This window comes from Limnobaculum xujianqingii (genome assembly GCF_013394855.1).
In the GTDB taxonomy this organism is placed as follows: Bacteria; Pseudomonadota; Gammaproteobacteria; order Enterobacterales; family Enterobacteriaceae; genus Limnobaculum; species Limnobaculum xujianqingii.
In genome coordinates this window covers 270,904-289,864 of record NZ_JABMLK010000001.1, presented here as the reverse complement: position 1 = coordinate 289,864, position 18,961 = coordinate 270,904, and the positions used below count along the sequence as shown (strand labels likewise).

12 protein-coding genes and 1 pseudogene are annotated in these 18,961 nt (G+C 44.0%); 5 read left to right on the top strand and 8 right to left on the bottom strand.

What is annotated here, in order from left to right; translation table 11 throughout:
- Positions 1–49: 49 nt before the first annotated feature.
- The 3 genes from GOL65_RS00945 to oxyR form a co-directional block, all read right to left on the bottom strand.
- The gene (locus tag GOL65_RS00945) at positions 50–424 is read right to left on the bottom strand and encodes a YijD family membrane protein (protein ID WP_140920554.1); all 375 of its coding nucleotides are present in this window, start codon (positions 422–424) and stop codon (positions 50–52) included.
- A gap of 29 nt (positions 425–453) precedes the next feature.
- Positions 454–1,086, bottom strand: a complete 633-nt coding sequence (fabR, locus tag GOL65_RS00940) for an HTH-type transcriptional repressor FabR (protein WP_108901107.1) — start codon at positions 1,084–1,086, stop codon at positions 454–456.
- A gap of 139 nt (positions 1,087–1,225) precedes the next feature.
- Positions 1,226–2,152: a DNA-binding transcriptional regulator OxyR gene (gene oxyR / locus GOL65_RS00935; protein WP_140920553.1), complete on the bottom strand. Its 927-nt coding sequence runs from the start codon at positions 2,150–2,152 to the stop codon at positions 1,226–1,228.
- A 161-nt stretch (positions 2,153–2,313) separates the two neighbouring features.
- Here oxyR and GOL65_RS00930 point away from each other — a divergent pair.
- From GOL65_RS00930 to GOL65_RS00915, 4 genes and pseudogenes are all read left to right on the top strand, one after another.
- Positions 2,314–3,053 (top strand): annotated as a pseudogene (locus GOL65_RS00930) (glutathione peroxidase).
- Positions 3,054–3,145: 92 nt separating this feature from the next.
- On the top strand, positions 3,146–4,594 hold the full coding sequence (locus tag GOL65_RS00925; protein ID WP_179038113.1) for a dihydrolipoyl dehydrogenase: 1,449 nt from the start codon (positions 3,146–3,148) through the stop codon (positions 4,592–4,594).
- A 353-nt stretch (positions 4,595–4,947) separates the two neighbouring features.
- A complete protein-coding gene (locus GOL65_RS00920; protein ID WP_140920551.1) occupies positions 4,948–6,654 on the top strand; it encodes a ShlB/FhaC/HecB family hemolysin secretion/activation protein in 1,707 nt (568 codons plus the stop codon).
- 81 nt (positions 6,655–6,735) lie between these two features.
- Positions 6,736–10,683 carry a two-partner secretion domain-containing protein gene (locus tag GOL65_RS00915; RefSeq protein WP_140920550.1) on the top strand — a complete coding sequence of 1,316 codons (3,948 nt, stop codon included), beginning with the start codon at positions 6,736–6,738 and terminating at the stop codon, positions 10,681–10,683.
- A 137-nt stretch (positions 10,684–10,820) separates the two neighbouring features.
- Here GOL65_RS00915 and GOL65_RS00910 read toward each other — a convergent pair whose 3' ends face one another.
- Positions 10,821–12,263 carry a capsule assembly Wzi family protein gene (locus GOL65_RS00910; protein WP_140920549.1) on the bottom strand — a complete coding sequence of 481 codons (1,443 nt, stop codon included), beginning with the start codon at positions 12,261–12,263 and terminating at the stop codon, positions 10,821–10,823.
- Between the two features lie 539 nt (positions 12,264–12,802).
- A complete protein-coding gene (locus GOL65_RS00905; RefSeq protein ID WP_140920548.1) occupies positions 12,803–13,981 on the bottom strand; it encodes a DUF4056 domain-containing protein in 1,179 nt (392 codons plus the stop codon).
- A gap of 648 nt (positions 13,982–14,629) precedes the next feature.
- On the opposite strand from GOL65_RS00905, the gene GOL65_RS00900 reads away from it, so the two are divergent.
- Positions 14,630–15,202: an Ail/Lom family outer membrane beta-barrel protein gene (locus GOL65_RS00900; RefSeq protein WP_140920547.1), complete on the top strand. Its 573-nt coding sequence runs from the start codon at positions 14,630–14,632 to the stop codon at positions 15,200–15,202.
- A 78-nt stretch (positions 15,203–15,280) separates the two neighbouring features.
- Here GOL65_RS00900 and argH read toward each other — a convergent pair whose 3' ends face one another.
- The 3 genes from argH to argB form a co-directional block, all read right to left on the bottom strand.
- Positions 15,281–16,657: an argininosuccinate lyase gene (gene argH / locus GOL65_RS00895; protein ID WP_140920546.1), complete on the bottom strand. Its 1,377-nt coding sequence runs from the start codon at positions 16,655–16,657 to the stop codon at positions 15,281–15,283.
- A gap of 217 nt (positions 16,658–16,874) precedes the next feature.
- The gene (locus tag GOL65_RS00890; RefSeq protein ID WP_140920545.1) at positions 16,875–18,092 is read right to left on the bottom strand and encodes an argininosuccinate synthase; all 1,218 of its coding nucleotides are present in this window, start codon (positions 18,090–18,092) and stop codon (positions 16,875–16,877) included.
- 92 nt (positions 18,093–18,184) lie between these two features.
- Positions 18,185–18,958, bottom strand: a complete 774-nt coding sequence (gene argB / locus GOL65_RS00885; RefSeq protein WP_140920544.1) for an acetylglutamate kinase — start codon at positions 18,956–18,958, stop codon at positions 18,185–18,187.
- Positions 18,959–18,961: the final 3 nt, after the last annotated feature.

The following is an 18,961-nucleotide window of genomic DNA, read 5'->3' as shown; positions in this document are numbered from 1 at the left end:
GCCAGTTTATACATCAAATTATAATTGTTATTTTTTTAGATGAACAACATTAGTCCATTTGTTTTACTACTTTATGACGAGTCGTGATTTTTAGTTTATAGCCAATCCAGAATACCAGAGCGACACAAATAATAGTCAGCAAGAAGTTAGACCCCATTCCAGCATATTCAGCCCGAATAATCGCACTGTACAAAAATAGTCCTAACAGGAAACAAGAGAAGGCCAGCATTGGTGTTCCTTCCGGCATAGGTTGAGTCACATAGCGCTGATGCAAGCAATAAATAGAGAACCCCAAAGCAATTAACGGAAAAATCGAAAAGGCAATTACTGAATCAAACAGCGCGTTAAACGATCCGTTAAGTGATATACCGGCAATAAATGCCAGCAGTAGTGTCGCGTATTCTTTACTCACTTTTTCTGTCATTGCTCTTTCTCCTTTGATTCGTCATGCCTCTATTCGTGAGGCAATACACCTTTTTCTTGTTCACGGCGATACAGGTAGTACACACCTTTTGAAATCATTCTCAACTGTAAGACTAACTTTTCTTCTAATAGTTTACGTTGGGCTATATCAATATCTAACGCTTCTGCACCAGCACTAAACACAATAGTTACCATTGCTTCAGCCTGAGCCTCTGAATAGCTGCGTGGCATCTGGTTTGCCAGCTCCAGATAATCCGCCAGTTCAGCAATAAAGTGTTGGATTTCTCTGACCACCGCGGCGCGAAACGCTGCCGAAGTGCCGGAACGTTCACGCAACAACAGACGAAACGCATTGGGATTATCGCTAATGAACTCCATAAAGGTTGCCACCGATGTACGGATCACGCTGCCACCTTTGGCAATACGCTGGCGAGCCTGGCGCATAAGTTGACGCAGCATCAGTCCGCTTTCATCAACCATGGTTAATCCCAATTCATCCACATCACGAAAGTGACGATAGAAAGAGGTTGGCGCAATACCGGCTTCGCGAGCGACTTCCCTCAGGCTTAAGCTGGCGAAACTTCTTTCCGCACTTAGTTGACTGAAAGCCGCCTGAATTAATGTACGGCGAGTACGCTCTTTCTGTTGTGCTCTGACGCCCATCACGCCTGAATCCTTACTTATCATTTTGCGGCTTCAAATATCAACGGTTGGCCTCAAAACCATTAACCGTAAATTGTGTTAAAACCTGACCGTTGAAAAAGCAAAAGAAATATCACTTTTACTCCAACCGACAGAGTCATCATCCAATTGCAGCGATCTTCTTCTGCTCTGATTCAATCACGCCCGGCATATGTCCGGCAATCGTCTCGGCCAATTGCTCATAACGAGCCCGCAGAGGAGAACCCGGACGATAGACTAAACCGATAGTTCTTTTTGGCTCTGGCTTATAGCACGGTAAATAGCAGATACCATCACGCTCTTTCTCTGCAGGCGTTGCCAGCAATGGCAACAGAGTAATACCGCTGGCAGCAGCAACCATGTTGCGCAGCGTTTCCAGACTGGTTGCGCGAAAATGTGAATCTTCATCCGCACCCGCCTGGAAGCAGAAACCCAGGGCTTGCTCTCGCAGACAATGACCATCTTCCAGCATTAATAGCTTTTCACCGGCCAATTCGGACATCACAATTTTGTCGCGTCCTGCCCATGGGTGATCGGCGTAAATGGCCAAACGCATAGGTTCATCATATAGCGGAATTTCAATAAAAGATTCTGTCTCTTTGACCAGTGCCAGAATGGCGCAATCCAGCTTGCCGCTGTCTAACTGAGCCAACAGATCTTTAGTCTGAGCTTCGTGCAGATACATTTCCAGCTTAGGAAACTCTTTATGCAACATAGGGATAATATGTGGCAGCAAATAAGGCGCAACGGTTGGAATTAAACCAATGTGCAATGGCCCGGACATTGTCTCGCCCTGTTGGCTAGCCATCTCTTTTAATACTTTAACTTCCCGTAACACTTTTCTGGCCTGATCGACCAGCAACATCCCTGCCTGAGTGAACAGCACTTTACGGCTGGTTCTTTCCAGCAACATGACACCCAGCTCATCTTCCAGTTTGCGAATTTGCCCACTCAGCGTTGGCTGGCTCACATGGCAAGAATCTGCTGCACGCCTGAAATGGCAATGCTCAGAGAGTGCAACCAGGTATTCCAGATCGCGAATATTCATAGCTTAATCCCTTGCGTTTAGATAGATGGTGACAATAGATAGGATAGCGACTAACGATTATACCTATTAATCCTCGATATGGATAATCTTCATTAACAAAAACATGACGCGCGGCGATAAAAATTAACGCCAGATCCAATCAATAAATATGAGGTTAAAGCATGTTCACTACTCAGGAAGGAAAAAAAGTCCCTGCAACCGTATTCCATACCCGTCAGGGAGATAAATGGATTGATATCACTACTGACGAACTGTTTGCCAATAAGACCGTTGTTGTTTTCTCTCTGCCTGGCGCATTTACCCCAACATGCTCTTCCAGTCACCTGCCACGCTATAACGAACTGACTCCAGTATTCAAGCAATACGGTGTTGATAGCGTACTGTGCGTTTCAGTTAACGATACCTTTGTTATGAACGCATGGCAATCTGAGCAACATGCCGGCATCCTGATGGTAATGGTGAGTTCACCAAAGGCATGAATATGCTGGTTGAGAAGGCAGACTTAGGATTTGGCCCACGTTCATGGCGCTATTCAATGCTGGTTCGCAACGGCGTGATTGAAAAAATGTTTGTTGAACCAAACAAACCGGGCGACCCGTTTGAAGTATCAGACGCCGATACTATGCAGAAATACCTGGCACCAGATTGCAAACTACAAGAATCTATTTCTGTATTAACCAAACCAGGTTGTCCATTCTGCGCTAAAGCTAAGCAGATGCTACAAGAACGCGGCCTTCAGTACGAAGAGATCATTTTAGGCACAGATGCAACAACCGTTAGCCTACGCGCCATTACTGGCCGTTCTACCGTTCCACAAGTTTTCATTGGTGGACGTCACATCGGCGGTAGCGATGATTTAGAAAAGTATTTCTCCGTTCATAAACAAGCAGAGACCGTTTAAAACTAATTTAGACCACCGTATTTAAAGTTAGCCAATGGTAAGTTTTGGCGGACTCATGTCCGCCTTTTTTTTGCATTTCAGGAGTCTTAAGGATGAAAAGATTACAGGTCGATGTTGCCGTTATTGGTGGAGGAACCTCAGGACTAGGCGCTTACCGGGCAGCAAAACGATTTACCCCCAACGTCGTCATGATTGAAGGCGGACCTTATGGTACAACCTGCGCCAGAGTCGGTTGCATGCCATCAAAACTCCTTATAGCGGCCGCCGAAGCGGTACATCATATTGAAGTCGCGCCAGGATTTGGCGTTCATCCACAAGGTGAGACCCGTATCGACGGGCGAGAAGTCATGGATCGCGTAAAGCGCGAACGCGACCGTTTTGTTGGTTTTGTATTGGAAGGGGTCGGTGAAATCCCTCAACAAGATAAGATCGATGGCTATGCCCATTTCATTGATGACAATACCTTACAAGTAGACGACCACACTCAAATTCAGGCTAAACGTATTGTCATTGCCACAGGCTCCCGTCCAAGCTGGCCTGCACATTGGGACAGCCTTGGCGATCGCCTGATCATTAACGATGATGTATTTAACTGGGATGATTTACCCGCCTCCGTCGCCATATTTGGGCCCGGCGTTATTGGTTTAGAGTTAGGTCAGGCATTACACCGTCTGGGCGTGAAAGTTACCATGTTTGGCGTAGGCGGAGCTGTCGGTCCATTAACCGATGGGGCAATTCGTCAATATGCCGCAGATACGCTAAGTAAAGAGTTCCCGCTTTATCCTGATGCCAAAGTAGAACTGATGGAGCGTCGGGATAATGGCGTATTCATTCGCTATCAGGATGACCAAGGGCAAACTCAGGAAATCACTGTTGAGTACGTATTAGCCGCCACTGGCCGTCGTCCTAATGTCGACAAAATTGGTCTGGAAAATACCTCACTGGAACTTGATGCTCGCGGTGTACCCACTGCCGATCGACTGACTATGCAAACCAGCGTTTCACATATATTTGTTGCCGGTGATGCCAGCAATCAACTACCACTCTTGCACGAAGCCAGCGACCAGGCTCGTATTGCCGGTGAAAATGCCGGATCATATCCGGAAGTTAATCCAGGCCTGCGCCGTAGTGCTATTTCCGTTGTATTCTCTGATCCGCAAATTGCCATGGTTGGTTCTACTTATCGTGAATTAAATCAGAAATTCAGTGCCTGTGGCTGCTTTGAAATTGGTGAGGTTTCCTTTGAAAATCAAGGACGCTCTCGAGTAATGTTGCGTAACAAAGGATTACTGCACGTTTACGGTGAGCAAGGAACCGGTCGTTTTCTTGGCGCTGAAATGATGGGACCAAATGTTGAGCACATCGCTCACCTGCTGGCCTGGGCTCATCAGCAACAAATGACCATCGGCCAAATGCTGGATATGCCATTTTACCATCCAGTTATTGAAGAAGGATTAAGAACGGCATTGCGCGATCTAAATGCTAAATTAAGATTAGGTAATGATGAAATAGAGCGCTGTCAGCGCTGCCCAGGTGAATAACCTTCTAATTCACTGCTTTTCCGTTAAAAGCAACGTGAAGTCTGGTATTACACTGGTAATCGGTGCTTTTTACCACACATTCATCTGATGATATTGTCAAATGTGAGGGGTTAATATCACCCTCATATTTTGTAAATGTGATACCTCTTATCTATCAATAGCGGTAATATAAACAACGAGTAAGAAAAACCTTACTCGTTTTCGAGAAACAGCTTCTCTGATTTAATGAGCTTTCAACTATTACTCTATTTATCTAATGGTGCTTAAATAGTAGTAGACAGCGTAATGCCTCTTATATAACTTACGCTCAGCCCCCTACTAATTGACATGGAACGCGTTCGCTTTTGGAATAGATGGAATTATTATTTTCTCAAAAATATAACTATATAAAATCATTTCCATTACTAATAACACTGATCCCTTTGATTAGTGAGGCCGCCCCTGAACTTAACCAAATCAACAATCAGCAAGTTATTAATCAACAAGAACGCCAAAAAGCACTAGAACAGCAACTTTCTCCCGACCGCCCGGATGTACGAACCGAGTTGCCCGCAGGCAGTTCAACCATTGATCAATTCCCCGCAGAAGAGACCTGCTTTCCCATCAATCAGGTGGAATTAAGCGGCAGCCAATATCTGACTAACTGGTTATCACTCCAGTCTATCGCTAATCAGGCCAATGGTCAGTGCTTAGGCGGAGAGGGGCTTAATTTGCTGATGAGCGCCCTGCAAAACCGTTTAATAGACAAGGGCTACATCACTACCCGAGTACTGGCTCCACCTCAGGATTTAACCAGTGGCAAACTAGAGTTAAAGATACTGGAAGGGAAAATCAGTCATATAATGCTATCTGCGGATAGTGATAGGTATATTCAAACTTTTAATACCCTTCCCGTATCCGAAGGTGATCTACTCAATCTGAGAGATATTGAGCAAGGATTAGAAAACTTACGTCGTGTTCCGACGGCTCAGGCAGATATCAACATGATGCCGGGGCAAGAGCCAGGGGAAACCGAGCTGGCTATCACCTGGAAGCAGAACCGCCACTGGCGATTAGGAGCTTCACTGGATGACTCAGGTACTGTAAGCACTGGCCGCTATCAGGGAGGACTAACCCTGTATGTGGATAACCCTTTATCGCTTAACGATACCTTCTATATTTCCGGTGGCCACGATTTACAATGGAAAAACGATCGGGGAAGCCACAACTATGCCGCTCACTATTCCGTACCTTATGGCTACTGGAGCCTGAATGCTACCACCAGCGCCTACAGCTACAACCAAAAAGTCGCAGGTCTGATAGAAGACTACAACTACAGCGGTGAAAGTAAAAACCTGACCTTTGGCTTAAGTCGTTTACTACATCGTGATGCATCACAAAAAACGACATTAACATATGATGTATTACTAAGAGAAAGCCGTAACTACATTAACGATACTGAGATAGAAGTTCAGCGTCGAAATACCGCTGCATGGCGAGTAGGATTAATACATCGCCACTATATTGATGCTATAACGCTGGACGCCGGCATCACCTACCAGCAAGGTACCCGCTGGTTTGGAGCACAACCGGCACCAGAAGAATATGTTGGACAAGCTACTGCGTTGAGTAAGATCACCCAACTGTCTGCAAATCTGGATTGGCCTTTTAACCTGCTTGAACAACAATTCAGTTTTCGCTCACAATATCAACGCCAGCTTCCTTCAAGTACCGCACTGACCTCTCAGGAACGTTTTTCTATCGGTGGTCGCTATACGGTACGTGGTTTTGATGGTGAACTGAGCCTGTCGGCTGACCGCGGTTGGTTTACCCGTAATGAATTAACCTGGCGTACACCGCTGCCAGCACAAGAGCTGTATATTGGTATGGATTACGGCGAAGTCGGTGGCCGGGGAAGTAATTACCTGCTGGGAAAACACCTCGCAGGTGCCGTTCTGGGGCTTAGAGGCTATGCCTTACGCACCAGTTATGATGTTTTTGCCGGAATACCCACCTCGAAGCCGGATGGCTTCCGCACCGACCCGGTGACGTTGGGGTTCAATCTTAACTGGCAATATTGAGACTGCATGGATGCTGAAATTATCTAATAGAAAGACAACAAATAATAATTATGATGCCTTTGAAATAAAAGGAATTTATTTATGAACAAGAAATTGTATCGCGTGATTTTCAACCGGGTGCGAGGCATGCTGATGGTAGTTCCTGAAATAGCAGGTACTCACTCAGCAGAAGGCTCATCATCCGGTGGTGGACAAACATTTGGTCAGCTCATTGCAGGCCTGTCCCCGTTAGTATTAATGACCAGTATTGCGTTAGGTTTAATCAGTATCAGTCTGCCTGCTCAAGCCAATATTGTGGCTGATGCGAACGCACCGGGCAATCAACAACCAACAGTTCTTGGTAGCGGTAATGGAACCCCACAAGTTAATATTCAGGCCCCCAGCTCAGGCGGAGTTTCACGCAACACATACAGCCAGTTCGACGTAGATAATCGCGGTGTCATTCTTAATAACTCAGGCTCATCAGTACAAACACAATTGGGTGGCTATATTGATGGTAACCCTAATATGGCTCAGGGCAGCGCTAAGGTCATTCTGAATGAGGTCAACTCACGCGACCCAAGCCGCCTGAACGGTTATGTGGAAGTCGCCGGGCAAAAAGCACAGGTAGTTATTGCCAACCCGTCAGGCATTACCTGTGACGGCTGTGGGTTTATCAACTCCAATCGGACAACGTTAACCACCGGTACTCCGGTGATGAATAATGGCAATCTTGAAGGCTATGATGTCCGTCAGGGAAAAATCACCATTCAGGGCAAAGGGCTGGACGGCAGTAAACAAAGTTATACTGATATTGTTGCCCAATCAGTTGAAGTTAACGCCGGCGTCTGGGCCAATGAATTAAATGTGGTCACCGGTAAAAACAAAGTCAGTGCCGATACTAAACGCGTAGAAAAACAGGGTGGGCGTGATGCCAATAGCCCGCAATTCTCAGTCGATGTATCCGCACTGGGCGGCATGTACGCTAACAGTATTCGCATGGTAGGTACAGAAAACGGCGTTGGTGTTCGTAACGCTGGCAATATTGGTAGTCAGGCGGGTTCAGTAGTGATTACGGCCGATGGTCGTATTGAGAACAAAGGTACTATCAGCAGTGCACAAAACCTGCAAATCTCTACTCAGCAAGGTATAAGTAATCAGGGAACGCTGCACAGTAATCAGGATGTTACTCTCACCGCACAAGGCAAAATAGAGAATAGCAATACAGGTAAAATTAACGCTGCTGGAAATGCCACCATTAGTACTCAGGATAATCTGACTAATCAGGGCACCATTTCTGTCAGTAAAAACACTACTCTCAAAAGTAACGCGAACATCAATAACAGCGGAACCATCGTTACCGGTCAGGATCTGACTGTTTCTGCCAAAACTATTGATAATAAAGGCACATTAAAGAGTAACGGTCGTACCACTGTTAGCACCCAGGGATATCTCAACAATGCAACAGGCTCTCAAATTATCAGTAACGGTTTTCTGAGTATTGAGAGTGGTGCTAGTCTGACTAATCAGGGCAACATTAATGCATCTGACAGCGCAACACTCACCAGCCGAAACGCATTTATTAACAGCGGTACTCTATACAGTAAAGGCGATCTGTGGATTAACGCTGACCAGTCAATTTCCAACTACGGTACTATCAGTACTAACCGCAACCTCAGTCTGACGACCTACGGGACCTTGTTTAATCAGGGGATGATTTACGGGACGGGTTTGGTTTTACTGAATGCTGGCGGTAATATTACCAATCAAGGCACTATTGGGTCTGACAGTCGATTAACATTGACTACTCCGGGTAGCCTGTTGAATAGCGGCACATTACATAGCTACGGTGCTGTTGAAATTGATGCAGATAGCGGCATCAACAATAACGGCACTATCAGTACCAACAGCGACTTGAACCTGACAACTAAAGGAAGTTTGCTAAATGATGGCTCTATTTATACTAAGAATAATGCCACCATCAATGCCGCTGGTCCGGTCACTAACACCGGCACAATAGGTTCCGATCGCAATCTGACATTAACCACCGCTGATTCACTGCATAACAGAGGCACGCTGTACAGCAAAGGTACTGGTAATTACCGTACTGGTGGTAACTTTATCAACAGCAAATTAATGCGCAGTGAAGATCAGCTATTGCTGAATGCTGACGGTTCAATTGTTAACGAAGCGGACATTTTCGCCTTTGCTGGTCTTAACCTGAGCTCAGGGCAAAACTTCTATAATCGTTCTAAAGTTTACAGTGGTGGCGAACTTAATTTAAGAGCGACCAACAATATCATTAACGCATCAGCACTGGTGGCGTTAAATAATATTATGTTAGTAGCTGCTAACTTTAATAATACCAGTGAAGCACTACTTGCTGCGGGCGTTAACGATAATGGCGATATGGCAGGCCACGGCAATATCACCATCAGAGTTGAACAACCGGCTAACCTGCAAGGGCAAATTGTTGCTACAGGTGAAATCAATGTAGCTGCTAATGGAATCAATCTGTCCGGCGCTCAAGTCAGTGCTGACAGTATGATGTTACAGGCACGGCATGGAGATATCATTACCGATTCTGCTCACCTGTATGTCGACAATACTCTCAATGCAGAAACCACCGGCAGTTGGAGCAATTTGGGCGGCCGAATGTACGCCAACCAACTGACCCTGAATGCCGCCTCATTCAATAATAATGCTTTGGGTGAAATCAGAGCGAATACCACACAATTCAACATCAGCGGAACCCTAACCAATCGTGGATTGATTGACGGCGTTCTTACCCGGCTACAAGCCCAACAGATTAATAACTATGGCTCGGGCCGTATTCATGGTACCTGGTTACAACTGAAATCTGACACCATAAATAACCGTTTTGAAAACGGTAGCGCAGCCACACTGCTCGGTCGTGAGAGTATTAACATTGGCACTAATGTTTTAAATAACGACACCCATTCACAGATTTTCAGCGGTGGGAATATGTCAATTGGCCGAACGCTGGATGGAAATGGTCATGCTTCGGGTCATGCAAGCGAGATCAACAACCACAGTGCGACTATCGAGGCTCTTGGAAACCTGGAGCTGGCGGTTAAGCAACTACAAAATATTAATGATAAGGCTGTCACTGATTCTCCTCTGAACGATACCGATACGGCAGAAAGCGATCCGGCCAAAATTTTAGCCGGTAGTAATTTGAACATTTCTGCAGATACCGTTCTGAACAATAGAAGTCAGATCGAAGCAGGCAAGATCCTGAATATTGACGCCAATCAGATAATCGATATTAAAATTTCCGGTGCTCATGCTGCTGATAAGACCGATTCTTTGACACCGCACAATGACGGCGCTCAGGCGAACCTGAAGCATCAAAATACATCTGGTACTGTAGTTAAAAATACCTCTTCCCATCTGACTGAAATGCTAAGTAATTCTGCATCAGGCAACAACCAAACCTCAGTGAATACACATCTGCAAAGCTATCGACCAAATATCAATCTTGGCGCGATGAATATTGATCGAGTCAATGTGCAATTTAATGAGATAAATGGTCCGGGTGAAATAAATATTGTTGCCAGTTCACCTGTTCAAAATATTCCATTACCTGACTCCAATCTGTATACCATGACTCCTGCGGTGGGTAATAGTGCTCAGGTAGAAAGCGATCCGAAGTTTACTGATTATAAGACTTGGTTAGCTTCAGACTTTATGAGCAACAGACTAATGACCGAGCACAATAGTACTCACCGACGTTTAAATGAGGGTTACCACGAACAACAATTTATTCGCGACCAAATAATCAATCTGACAGGGCAACGTCTTTTAAATCATGACACCAATGATGAAGATCAATATGCTGCGCTGATGAATGCGGGAATAGAGTTTGCTCAAAAATATAACTTATCGTCAGGAGCTCCACTAACATCAGAACAGATGAATAATCTGACTTCAGACATTATATGGCTAATCGATCGTGAAGTTATTCAGGCTGATGGCACCAAACAAAACGTTCTGGTTCCTCAGGTTTATACTGTTATGAAGCCATAAAAAAATTGGCAGCAATAGTATGCTTTTGAATAGAAAAACATCTTTAATTAATCTGATGATTCAGCAAATTTAAATAACAAAGCACCTTACGGTGCTTTGTTATTAATCCATCATTACTCAATAGACATTTGCGCAACTTATAAATTAATCGGAATTTCAACGCCCAACTTAGCACCAATGTTATCTTGACTATTATGGTCGCTATCAGTGTACCAAATATAAGTATTCAATCTCACTTTGCTATCGAAATTATAACCCCAGCCTAACTCAATACCCTTCAGAGTATCTGAGCGAGGAAATGCATGGTTAATCTTCTGATTTTGAGGGTTAACGCGGGCATACATTACTCTTGTGCTCCAACGTTGGCCTTCTTCTAATACCAGCTCAACTTTGCCAGAAATGGCACTACCACCACCGCCCATCGCATGCCCTAACGGGTAGCCTTGTTGGTAATATCCATCGGTATATACAAAATGATTATAGAAAACACCTTCATCATCAAACTCAGAACGAGAGTCCGCCCCTTCAATGTACCAATTAATTTGATTGTTTTGTAAGGCATGATGTCCTTCAATACCAAATAAATAGGCATTTTTGGATGGCAAATAATTGGCCTCATCTTCACCAATAACCTGTCCATAGAGACTTACTGGAATACCGAAAAGCGGTTGAAGTTTAAGTCGGGCATCAAAACCACCGAGTTGGTTACCTGGATCATGCTTAGCATTCCCGGTATTGTCATCACCCGTTGCAGCATCCCAAAATGAATCCCATGATTCAGGGCGCCCTTCTCCTCCCCACATCATCATCCGTGAGGCTCCTAACTCAAGAAAGCTGCTTGGCATCATAGTAAAGCGGGCACCAATCAAGTTAGCATCTGGCACTGCACGATATTGCTCAAGTTGACCCGCCGTTAGCTGATACTGCCACTGCCCTATCCAAGACAGCCACGGTGTCTCAAAAGGTGATTGCTCAGCACGTTGCATCATAAAACCAATAACCGGACGGGAAGAATCTGAACGCAGTAAGCTACCATCGTAACCAGGCCCCCACCACTGAGAAACCTCACCAAAAGACAGCCACTGGTTAAAGACTTTCACGGCACCATAAGAGCCATCCATATTCCAACGAGAAGAATCATTAATGAATTGATCGCCCTCTACCATCCCCTGAAGATTAATATCCCAATACTCGCCACTTCCTCCAATAGCAACACCTAAGCCATGGGCACTGGAAGAACGATTGGCAAAACTCTGCGGTAAACCAGGGCGATCGGTTGAGGTATACGCCTGTAGACGGATATTAGACTTTATTTCACCAATGCGTCGTTGAACTCGGTCTAATACTCTTTTTTCACTCTGGTTATTACTCTTTGCCAGAGAAACCGTACGTTCTATTTCCTCCTGACTAAGTGGCCAGGTTGAAAGACTAATATTAATTACACCACGATCGGATAACCAGGCAAGATCGTTACGCAGATCATTATCAGGAGCAATTAATCCTGCAGAAGAAGTTGGTGAAAATAAAACCAGGGATAGTAAGCCAAGTAAAATATTTTTATTAAAATTAAATTTATGCATAGGTTTCCGTACCTGTTGTATTAACCATATGCCACGTTATATTAAATATCTAATACCTGCCACTAAATATCAAATAACAAACATGTTGTTATAATAATATTTACAATAATTTCAATCGTAACTAGAGTCAACAAAACACTAAAAAATCATTGAAATATATAAGGAAATTTAAAAAAACCAATTAAATTAACAACATTAAATTAATTGTAATAATTACAAAAGATCATCAGAATAATATTATTTTATTGCTGTAATTATATCTGGTACGCACAGAGAAAATGAATAGAAACCCTATTCAAACTCGCCAGAATTCATATCGAAAAAATATGAAGTTAATGAAGAAATAATATCATTAACGATAATTAATCATCTTAATTATACCTTAAATGAATATTTCGAAGATTTACTTCTTATATAACATTACCAATATAATTTTTGATAATTAAGTTTAGTTTTTTCTCTATGAACAATATTGGATAACGGATAGTCATCACTATCCGTTATTATTTGTATTTATAATGTGTCAGAAACCTGAGCTATTAATTCTTTTTCGCTATAGCATCATGAGAAACGCTCTCAGGCATTGTGCGGACTGAACGTAGTTCACTTTCATCTATAATTTGAGCCTGTTCTGCCAAAGCCGAAAAATCTTTCACGGTCCAATAATTATCCGGTACAGGTAACCGCTCCATATTATCACCAGGCAGAAGACGAAACTCACCAATCTGATTTAGCACAACACCCTGCCATACATCCGGCAAGCTCAGACGTAATAACCTGTCGGTTAATAATGAATCATGGGAAGGAATACGATTACTGCTCGTATCATAATTACGATAGAGCACCAAATACTTTTCAGGCACCCGACGCTGGCTATCCCACCACTTTCCATCCAACAACATAAACTGCCGCTTAGTACCTTCAGAAGGTTCTGCGCCAAGTTGCTCCAGCGCCTTTGGCAGTAATTGAGTCATCGATTGTTGATATTGCTCCAGACTACCGGCATGCCCTTGCAAAATAGATGTTAAAGCTAACCTTGAGCCTAATAAATTAGAATAAAGATCTTCAGGTGAAAAACCTGAAACCTCCTCGGAAAATCCGGGAACATCCAATAACCCATACCACTGAGCAATCTCATGCCAGGCTGCCATTTGAAAAGCGAGCTGTGCAGCTAAATAGGCGCTTAAGGTATAACGCTCTTCCGGAGTAGAAGGTGGTGTAAAGGCGGTAAACACAAACTGGCGTTTAGCTAACTCATCACCCAATTCAAGTTGCCATGCCTGACCCAAACGCGGATAAATTTGACTAAACAGATAGAAGGTATTGTCTGCGGTATCGCGAATATGAGCGATATCCAGAAAACCGCCCCGAACGGTATAAACATGACCAACTTGTTCGTCAGAAATATTCAGCAGGTTGGCTGCCGTATCCAACAAGCTATCACTATAATGATGGGTGCCCAGTTTATTGGCCTCAACAATATTGCCAATTTGGTAGACCGGTAACGGAATGCCAATAACACTAACCCCAAGGTTATATCCAAATGCACAGCAGGGACGTAAACCATCAGGTGGATTTATTGGTGCAATCACTGGATAAATCTGGCTGGCAGATTCAACAGGAACCAATGAAAGATCGGGTTCAGAAGTGACCATGGGTAATACATCATTTTTACAAGCGGACAGTAGTAACAAAAATAGCAAACTAAAATAGCGCATTAAAAAAGCCCCTCGGGCTAAATAAAAAATCATCAGAACTGTGTTATTTCTCTGGTGCCATTATCCCTGGCACATTCAGAAAGAAATGTATAAGAATTGAAAATGCCCACTCTTGCTGATAATTATACCGTAAATAATAAAAAACCAAATTGAAACCTCAGTAAATCAATGCAGCTATTATCCTCTTAATATATAAACGATAACCCCATAGAAATAATCCACCCCTTACTTGATCGTGAAGAATTTTTATATTTATTTATAAATTTTTTTCATATAATGCGCCGCTATAGCCGTTGAAATTATAGTAAGTAGCAGATTAATTAATAATCAAAAAATAATTACCTCTAAAACTCAGTTAATTAAGAAATATTAAGAAACATATAATCAATACTGCTGTGGTTAGCCAGAATGACTGAATTAAATGAGTTTATTTTAAATAAAATTCGATTTTATTTAATGCAAAAAATATATTTAGCAACCATAGAACAACTCTCATTAAAAACAACGTCAATCTTTCGACAAAATAGAGATATATCAATCAATTAAAAACAAAAACCAACACTTTATTTTAAATAATGTAAATCGATATTTTTCACAATAGCATAAAGGCAGCCTGCTTTTAATATAAACATACCAGGAGGGTAGTTAATGAATAAGGCTATTTTATCAACAATTATATTGTTGAGTTTAGGTCTCACTCAAATTTCTCAGGCACAGGATCAAACCGTTACATTAGGTTATTCCCAAAGCCATTTTGAAGAATTTGGTAGCGTTAACGGTGTGAACGTTAAATATCGTTATGAATGGGATTCCCCATGGAGCATCATCTCTTCATTCACCTATATGGGTGGTGATACCGATAAAATTTACCAGCGCAGCAATTATAATGTCAAAGCCCATGGCGATGTGGATTACTACTCATTGTCAGTTGGCCCAGCCTACCGAATTAATGACTTTGTTAGTCTGTATACCCTATTTGGTGTAGCTACAGGCAAATTTGATTATTCTGCTGACAAATACAGTAAACAAAATCAGTATATGTACCGTATGGATAACGATGGCAGTAAACGCAAATCCACATTTATGTATGGTGCAGGTGTACAGATTAACCCAATGGAAAACTTTGCTATCGATGTTGGTTATGAAGGTACCCACATCGAATACCAAGGCATGCAGTTTACCGCTAACGGTTTTAACATTGGTGCCGGTTACCGTTTCTAATCTCGTATAAGTTAAAAGCTAAAGCCCGTAAATAACAAAGTGTTTACGGGCTTTTTTATAACAACATGATTACCAGAATCAAATATCTAATCGAACTTTCGCTGCATCAATTGCACTGGCAACCTGTTGAGGGTTAACACCACCTTTAGCACAGCGTTTTTCCAGACAGGATTGCAATGATAATGCCGGATAGACATCTTCATCGATGACTGCATTAAACTGTTTAAGTTGTGTTAATGACAACTCTTCTAAAGCCTTACCCTGTTTAATAGCTTCCAATACCGCAGACCCCACAATATGGTGAGCTTCGCGGAACGGAATGCCTTTAGCCACCAAATAATCTGCCAGTTCTGTTGCATTAGCATAACCTTGCTGAGCGGCTTCCTGACAGCGTGGGCGCTTCACCTGAATACCGTCTAATACCAGCACCGCCATATGCAGACAGTCCAGCCAGGTATCCAGTGCATCAAAGATCCCCTCTTTGTCTTCCTGCATATCTTTGTTATAGGCTAACGGCAGACCTTTAAGCGTCATTAACATACCACTGAGAGCGCCCTGAACACGGCCACATTTACCGCGAATCAATTCCAGCGCATCCGGGTTTTTCTTTTGTGGCATCAGAGAAGAACCGGAAGTCACCCGGTCAGACAACTCAACAAAGCCAGACTCACCGCTGTTAAAGAAAATCAAATCCTCAGCAAAACGGGACAGATGCACCATGCTAATAGATGCATCAGACAATAGCTCCAGCACATGGTCGCGGTCAGAAACGCTATCCAGACTGTTACGAGTTGCTGAACTAAAACCTAACCAGCCAGCCAGTTGGTCGCGGTCAATAGGATAAGCTGTACCGGCTAATGCACCACTCCCCAGAGGACTGGTATCCATACGCTTTAATGCATCCTGCAAACGGCTTTCATCACGGGATAACATTTCGGTATAAGCCAAACACCAGTGGGCAAAAGTCACCGGCTGAGCGCGCTGCAGGTGAGTATATCCCGGCATTACCGCATCCTGATTCTGCCCGGCCGTTATCACCAATGCCTGTTGCAGCTCTTTAACCGCATTCAACAGCAAGCTAACCTGAACCTTGCACCACAGTTTTAAATCGGTAGCGACCTGATCGTTACGGCTACGTCCGGTATGCAATTTTTTACCCAAATCGCCTACTTTACCAATCAGCTTCTGTTCCACCCAACTATGAATGTCTTCTGCATCGCTGGCTAAAATGGCTTCAGGTTCAGCCTGAACTTCAACTAGCAGCTCATCTAACGCCTTTTCTAATTTTTTTTGTTCTTCAGCTGTTAATACATTGACCGTCACCAGCGCCTTCGACCACGCCACTGAGCCAATAATATCCTGCTCGGCTAAGCGATAATCGAAACGCAGCGAGTCATTAAACAGTTTAAAACGCTGATCCGCCGCCTGGCTAAACCTGCCGCCCCACAATGCCATATCTTTTACTCCTGAAAAATCAAAGCAATACCTATCACTTTGGATTGATGACTATAACCATATCAACGCCAGCGTTAACTTGAAGCTAACTCAGACACCGCATTCTTATGGCAAAATCTACACTAAAGTGAAAATAAACAACATGCTAAATAGCAAAAGGGCGATACCAATATCGCCCTTTTATTATAAATCCCAATCGTTGGACCGGTTAAAAGAACTATTTCTTCAACTCATTCAACGCACGAATACGACCAGACAGCGAGAACAACCGAATGAACCCACCAGCATGGCTGTGATCGTAAACTTCATCTTCACCAAAGGTAGCAAACTCTTCGGAGTAGAGGCTGTTTGATGATTTCTTCTGAATCGCCGTTGCCTGACCTTTATACAGCTTAACGATCACTTCGCCGTTCACATCCTGCGCCAGCGACTCAGCGGCAGCCTGAAGTGATTTACGCAGTGGTGCAAACCAACGACCATCGTAAACCACATAGGCCATTTCCAGACCTAGCTGCTCACGCCATTTGAAGCTATCGCGATCCAGTACCAATTGCTCAACACCACGCAGCGCGGTCACCATGATGGTGCCCCCCGGGGTTTCATAGCAACCACGAGATTTGATACCAACCAGACGGTTCTCAACGATATCAATACGACCAACGCCGTGCTTGGCACCCAGTTCGTTCAATGCTTCCAGACACTTGAATGGACTCATTGCTTTACCGTTCACTGCGGTTACCCGACCTTTTTCTACTGTTACTGTAACCAGCTCAGCCTGATCCGGTGCATCTTCAGGAGAAACGGTCCACACCCAGCAATCTTTATTCGAAGCATTCCAGGGAGTTTCTAATACACCGCCTTCTGTAGAGATGTGCCATGCGTTTTCATCGCGGCTATAGATTTTTTCCAGTGATGCAGTAGTCGGAATATTACGTTCTTTCAGATAGGCCAGCAGCGCTTCACGGGAACGCAGGTTCCACTCGCGCCATGGCGCAACCACTTTCAGATGAGGAGCTAATGCTGCATAGGTGGTTTCAAAACGCACCTGATCGTTACCTTTACCCGTTGCGCCGTGGCATACCGCATCAGCATCCAGTTTCAACGCCAGTTCAACCTGAGCTTTTGCAATCAGGGGACGAGCCATTGAAGTACCCAACAGATAGCTGCCTTCGTACAGTGCACCAGTTTGCAGAACCGGGTAAACATAGTCTTTGATAAACTCTTCACGCAGGTCAACAACGTAACAGGAAGAAGCACCTGAATTCAGCGCTTTTTGCTCTACGCCTTCCAGATCTGCACGTTCCTGACCAATATCAGCCACAAACGCAACCACTTCACAGTCACCATAGTTCTCTTTTAACCATGGAATAATCGCAGAAGTATCCAGGCCGCCGGAGTATGCTAAAACAATTTTCTTAATACCACTCTTATTCATCACGAATTCCTTGATTGCTAAGTCTTAAAGTTATTCAGTTACTACTGGTTAATTAATATCTTACTGTTCTAAATCTGTTCTGGTTGTATCGGCTAGGCCAGAATTCGGGTTCCTACCGGAACACCGTTAAATAGTGCCGGTAGCTGCTCGGCATTACGCCAGCTGGCAATATCTACCGGACGTCCTAATGAACGTGCGGCATCCAGTGCGGCATTTACTTTCACCACCATACCGTCGGTAATAATGCCCTGAGCAATCAGCTTTTCGGCTTTATCAGCGGTAAGTTCAGCAATGCGCTGGCCTTTTCCGTCAAGAATACCGCTAACATCAGACAACAGAACCAAATCAGCGCCCAACGTTGCAGCTAATGCAGTCGCTGCCTGATCCGCATTGACGTTCATCAACGCTCCTTCGGGTGTAATGCCAATGGAGCTGATAATCGGTAAATAGTCATCGGCCAGCAGTGTTTGAATCAGCTTATTGCTGCCAGCTTTGGCTTCGCCTACGTGGCCTAAATCTTCAGAAAGCTGGCTGACTTCCACCATATTACCATCCGCAAGACACAGGCCGATGGCATTAATGTCGTGCTTTCTGGCCGCTGCCATCAGGGTCTTATTCGCGGTTCCTGCCAGCGCACCAGTAATAGTACCTATTTGGTCTTCCGGCGTGACGCGCAGACCATTACGACGAATTACCGGCAGCGTTAGTTTTTTCATCAGCTCATCAACCAGGCAGCCGCCACCGTGTACAATCACCAACTGACGCTGATGTTTTTGCTTATATGTTGCCAGAGCCACAAACAGACGTTCCATTGCTTCATCACTGTCCAGCAACGCACCGCCGAGTTTAATAATTAATGGATTCATCCT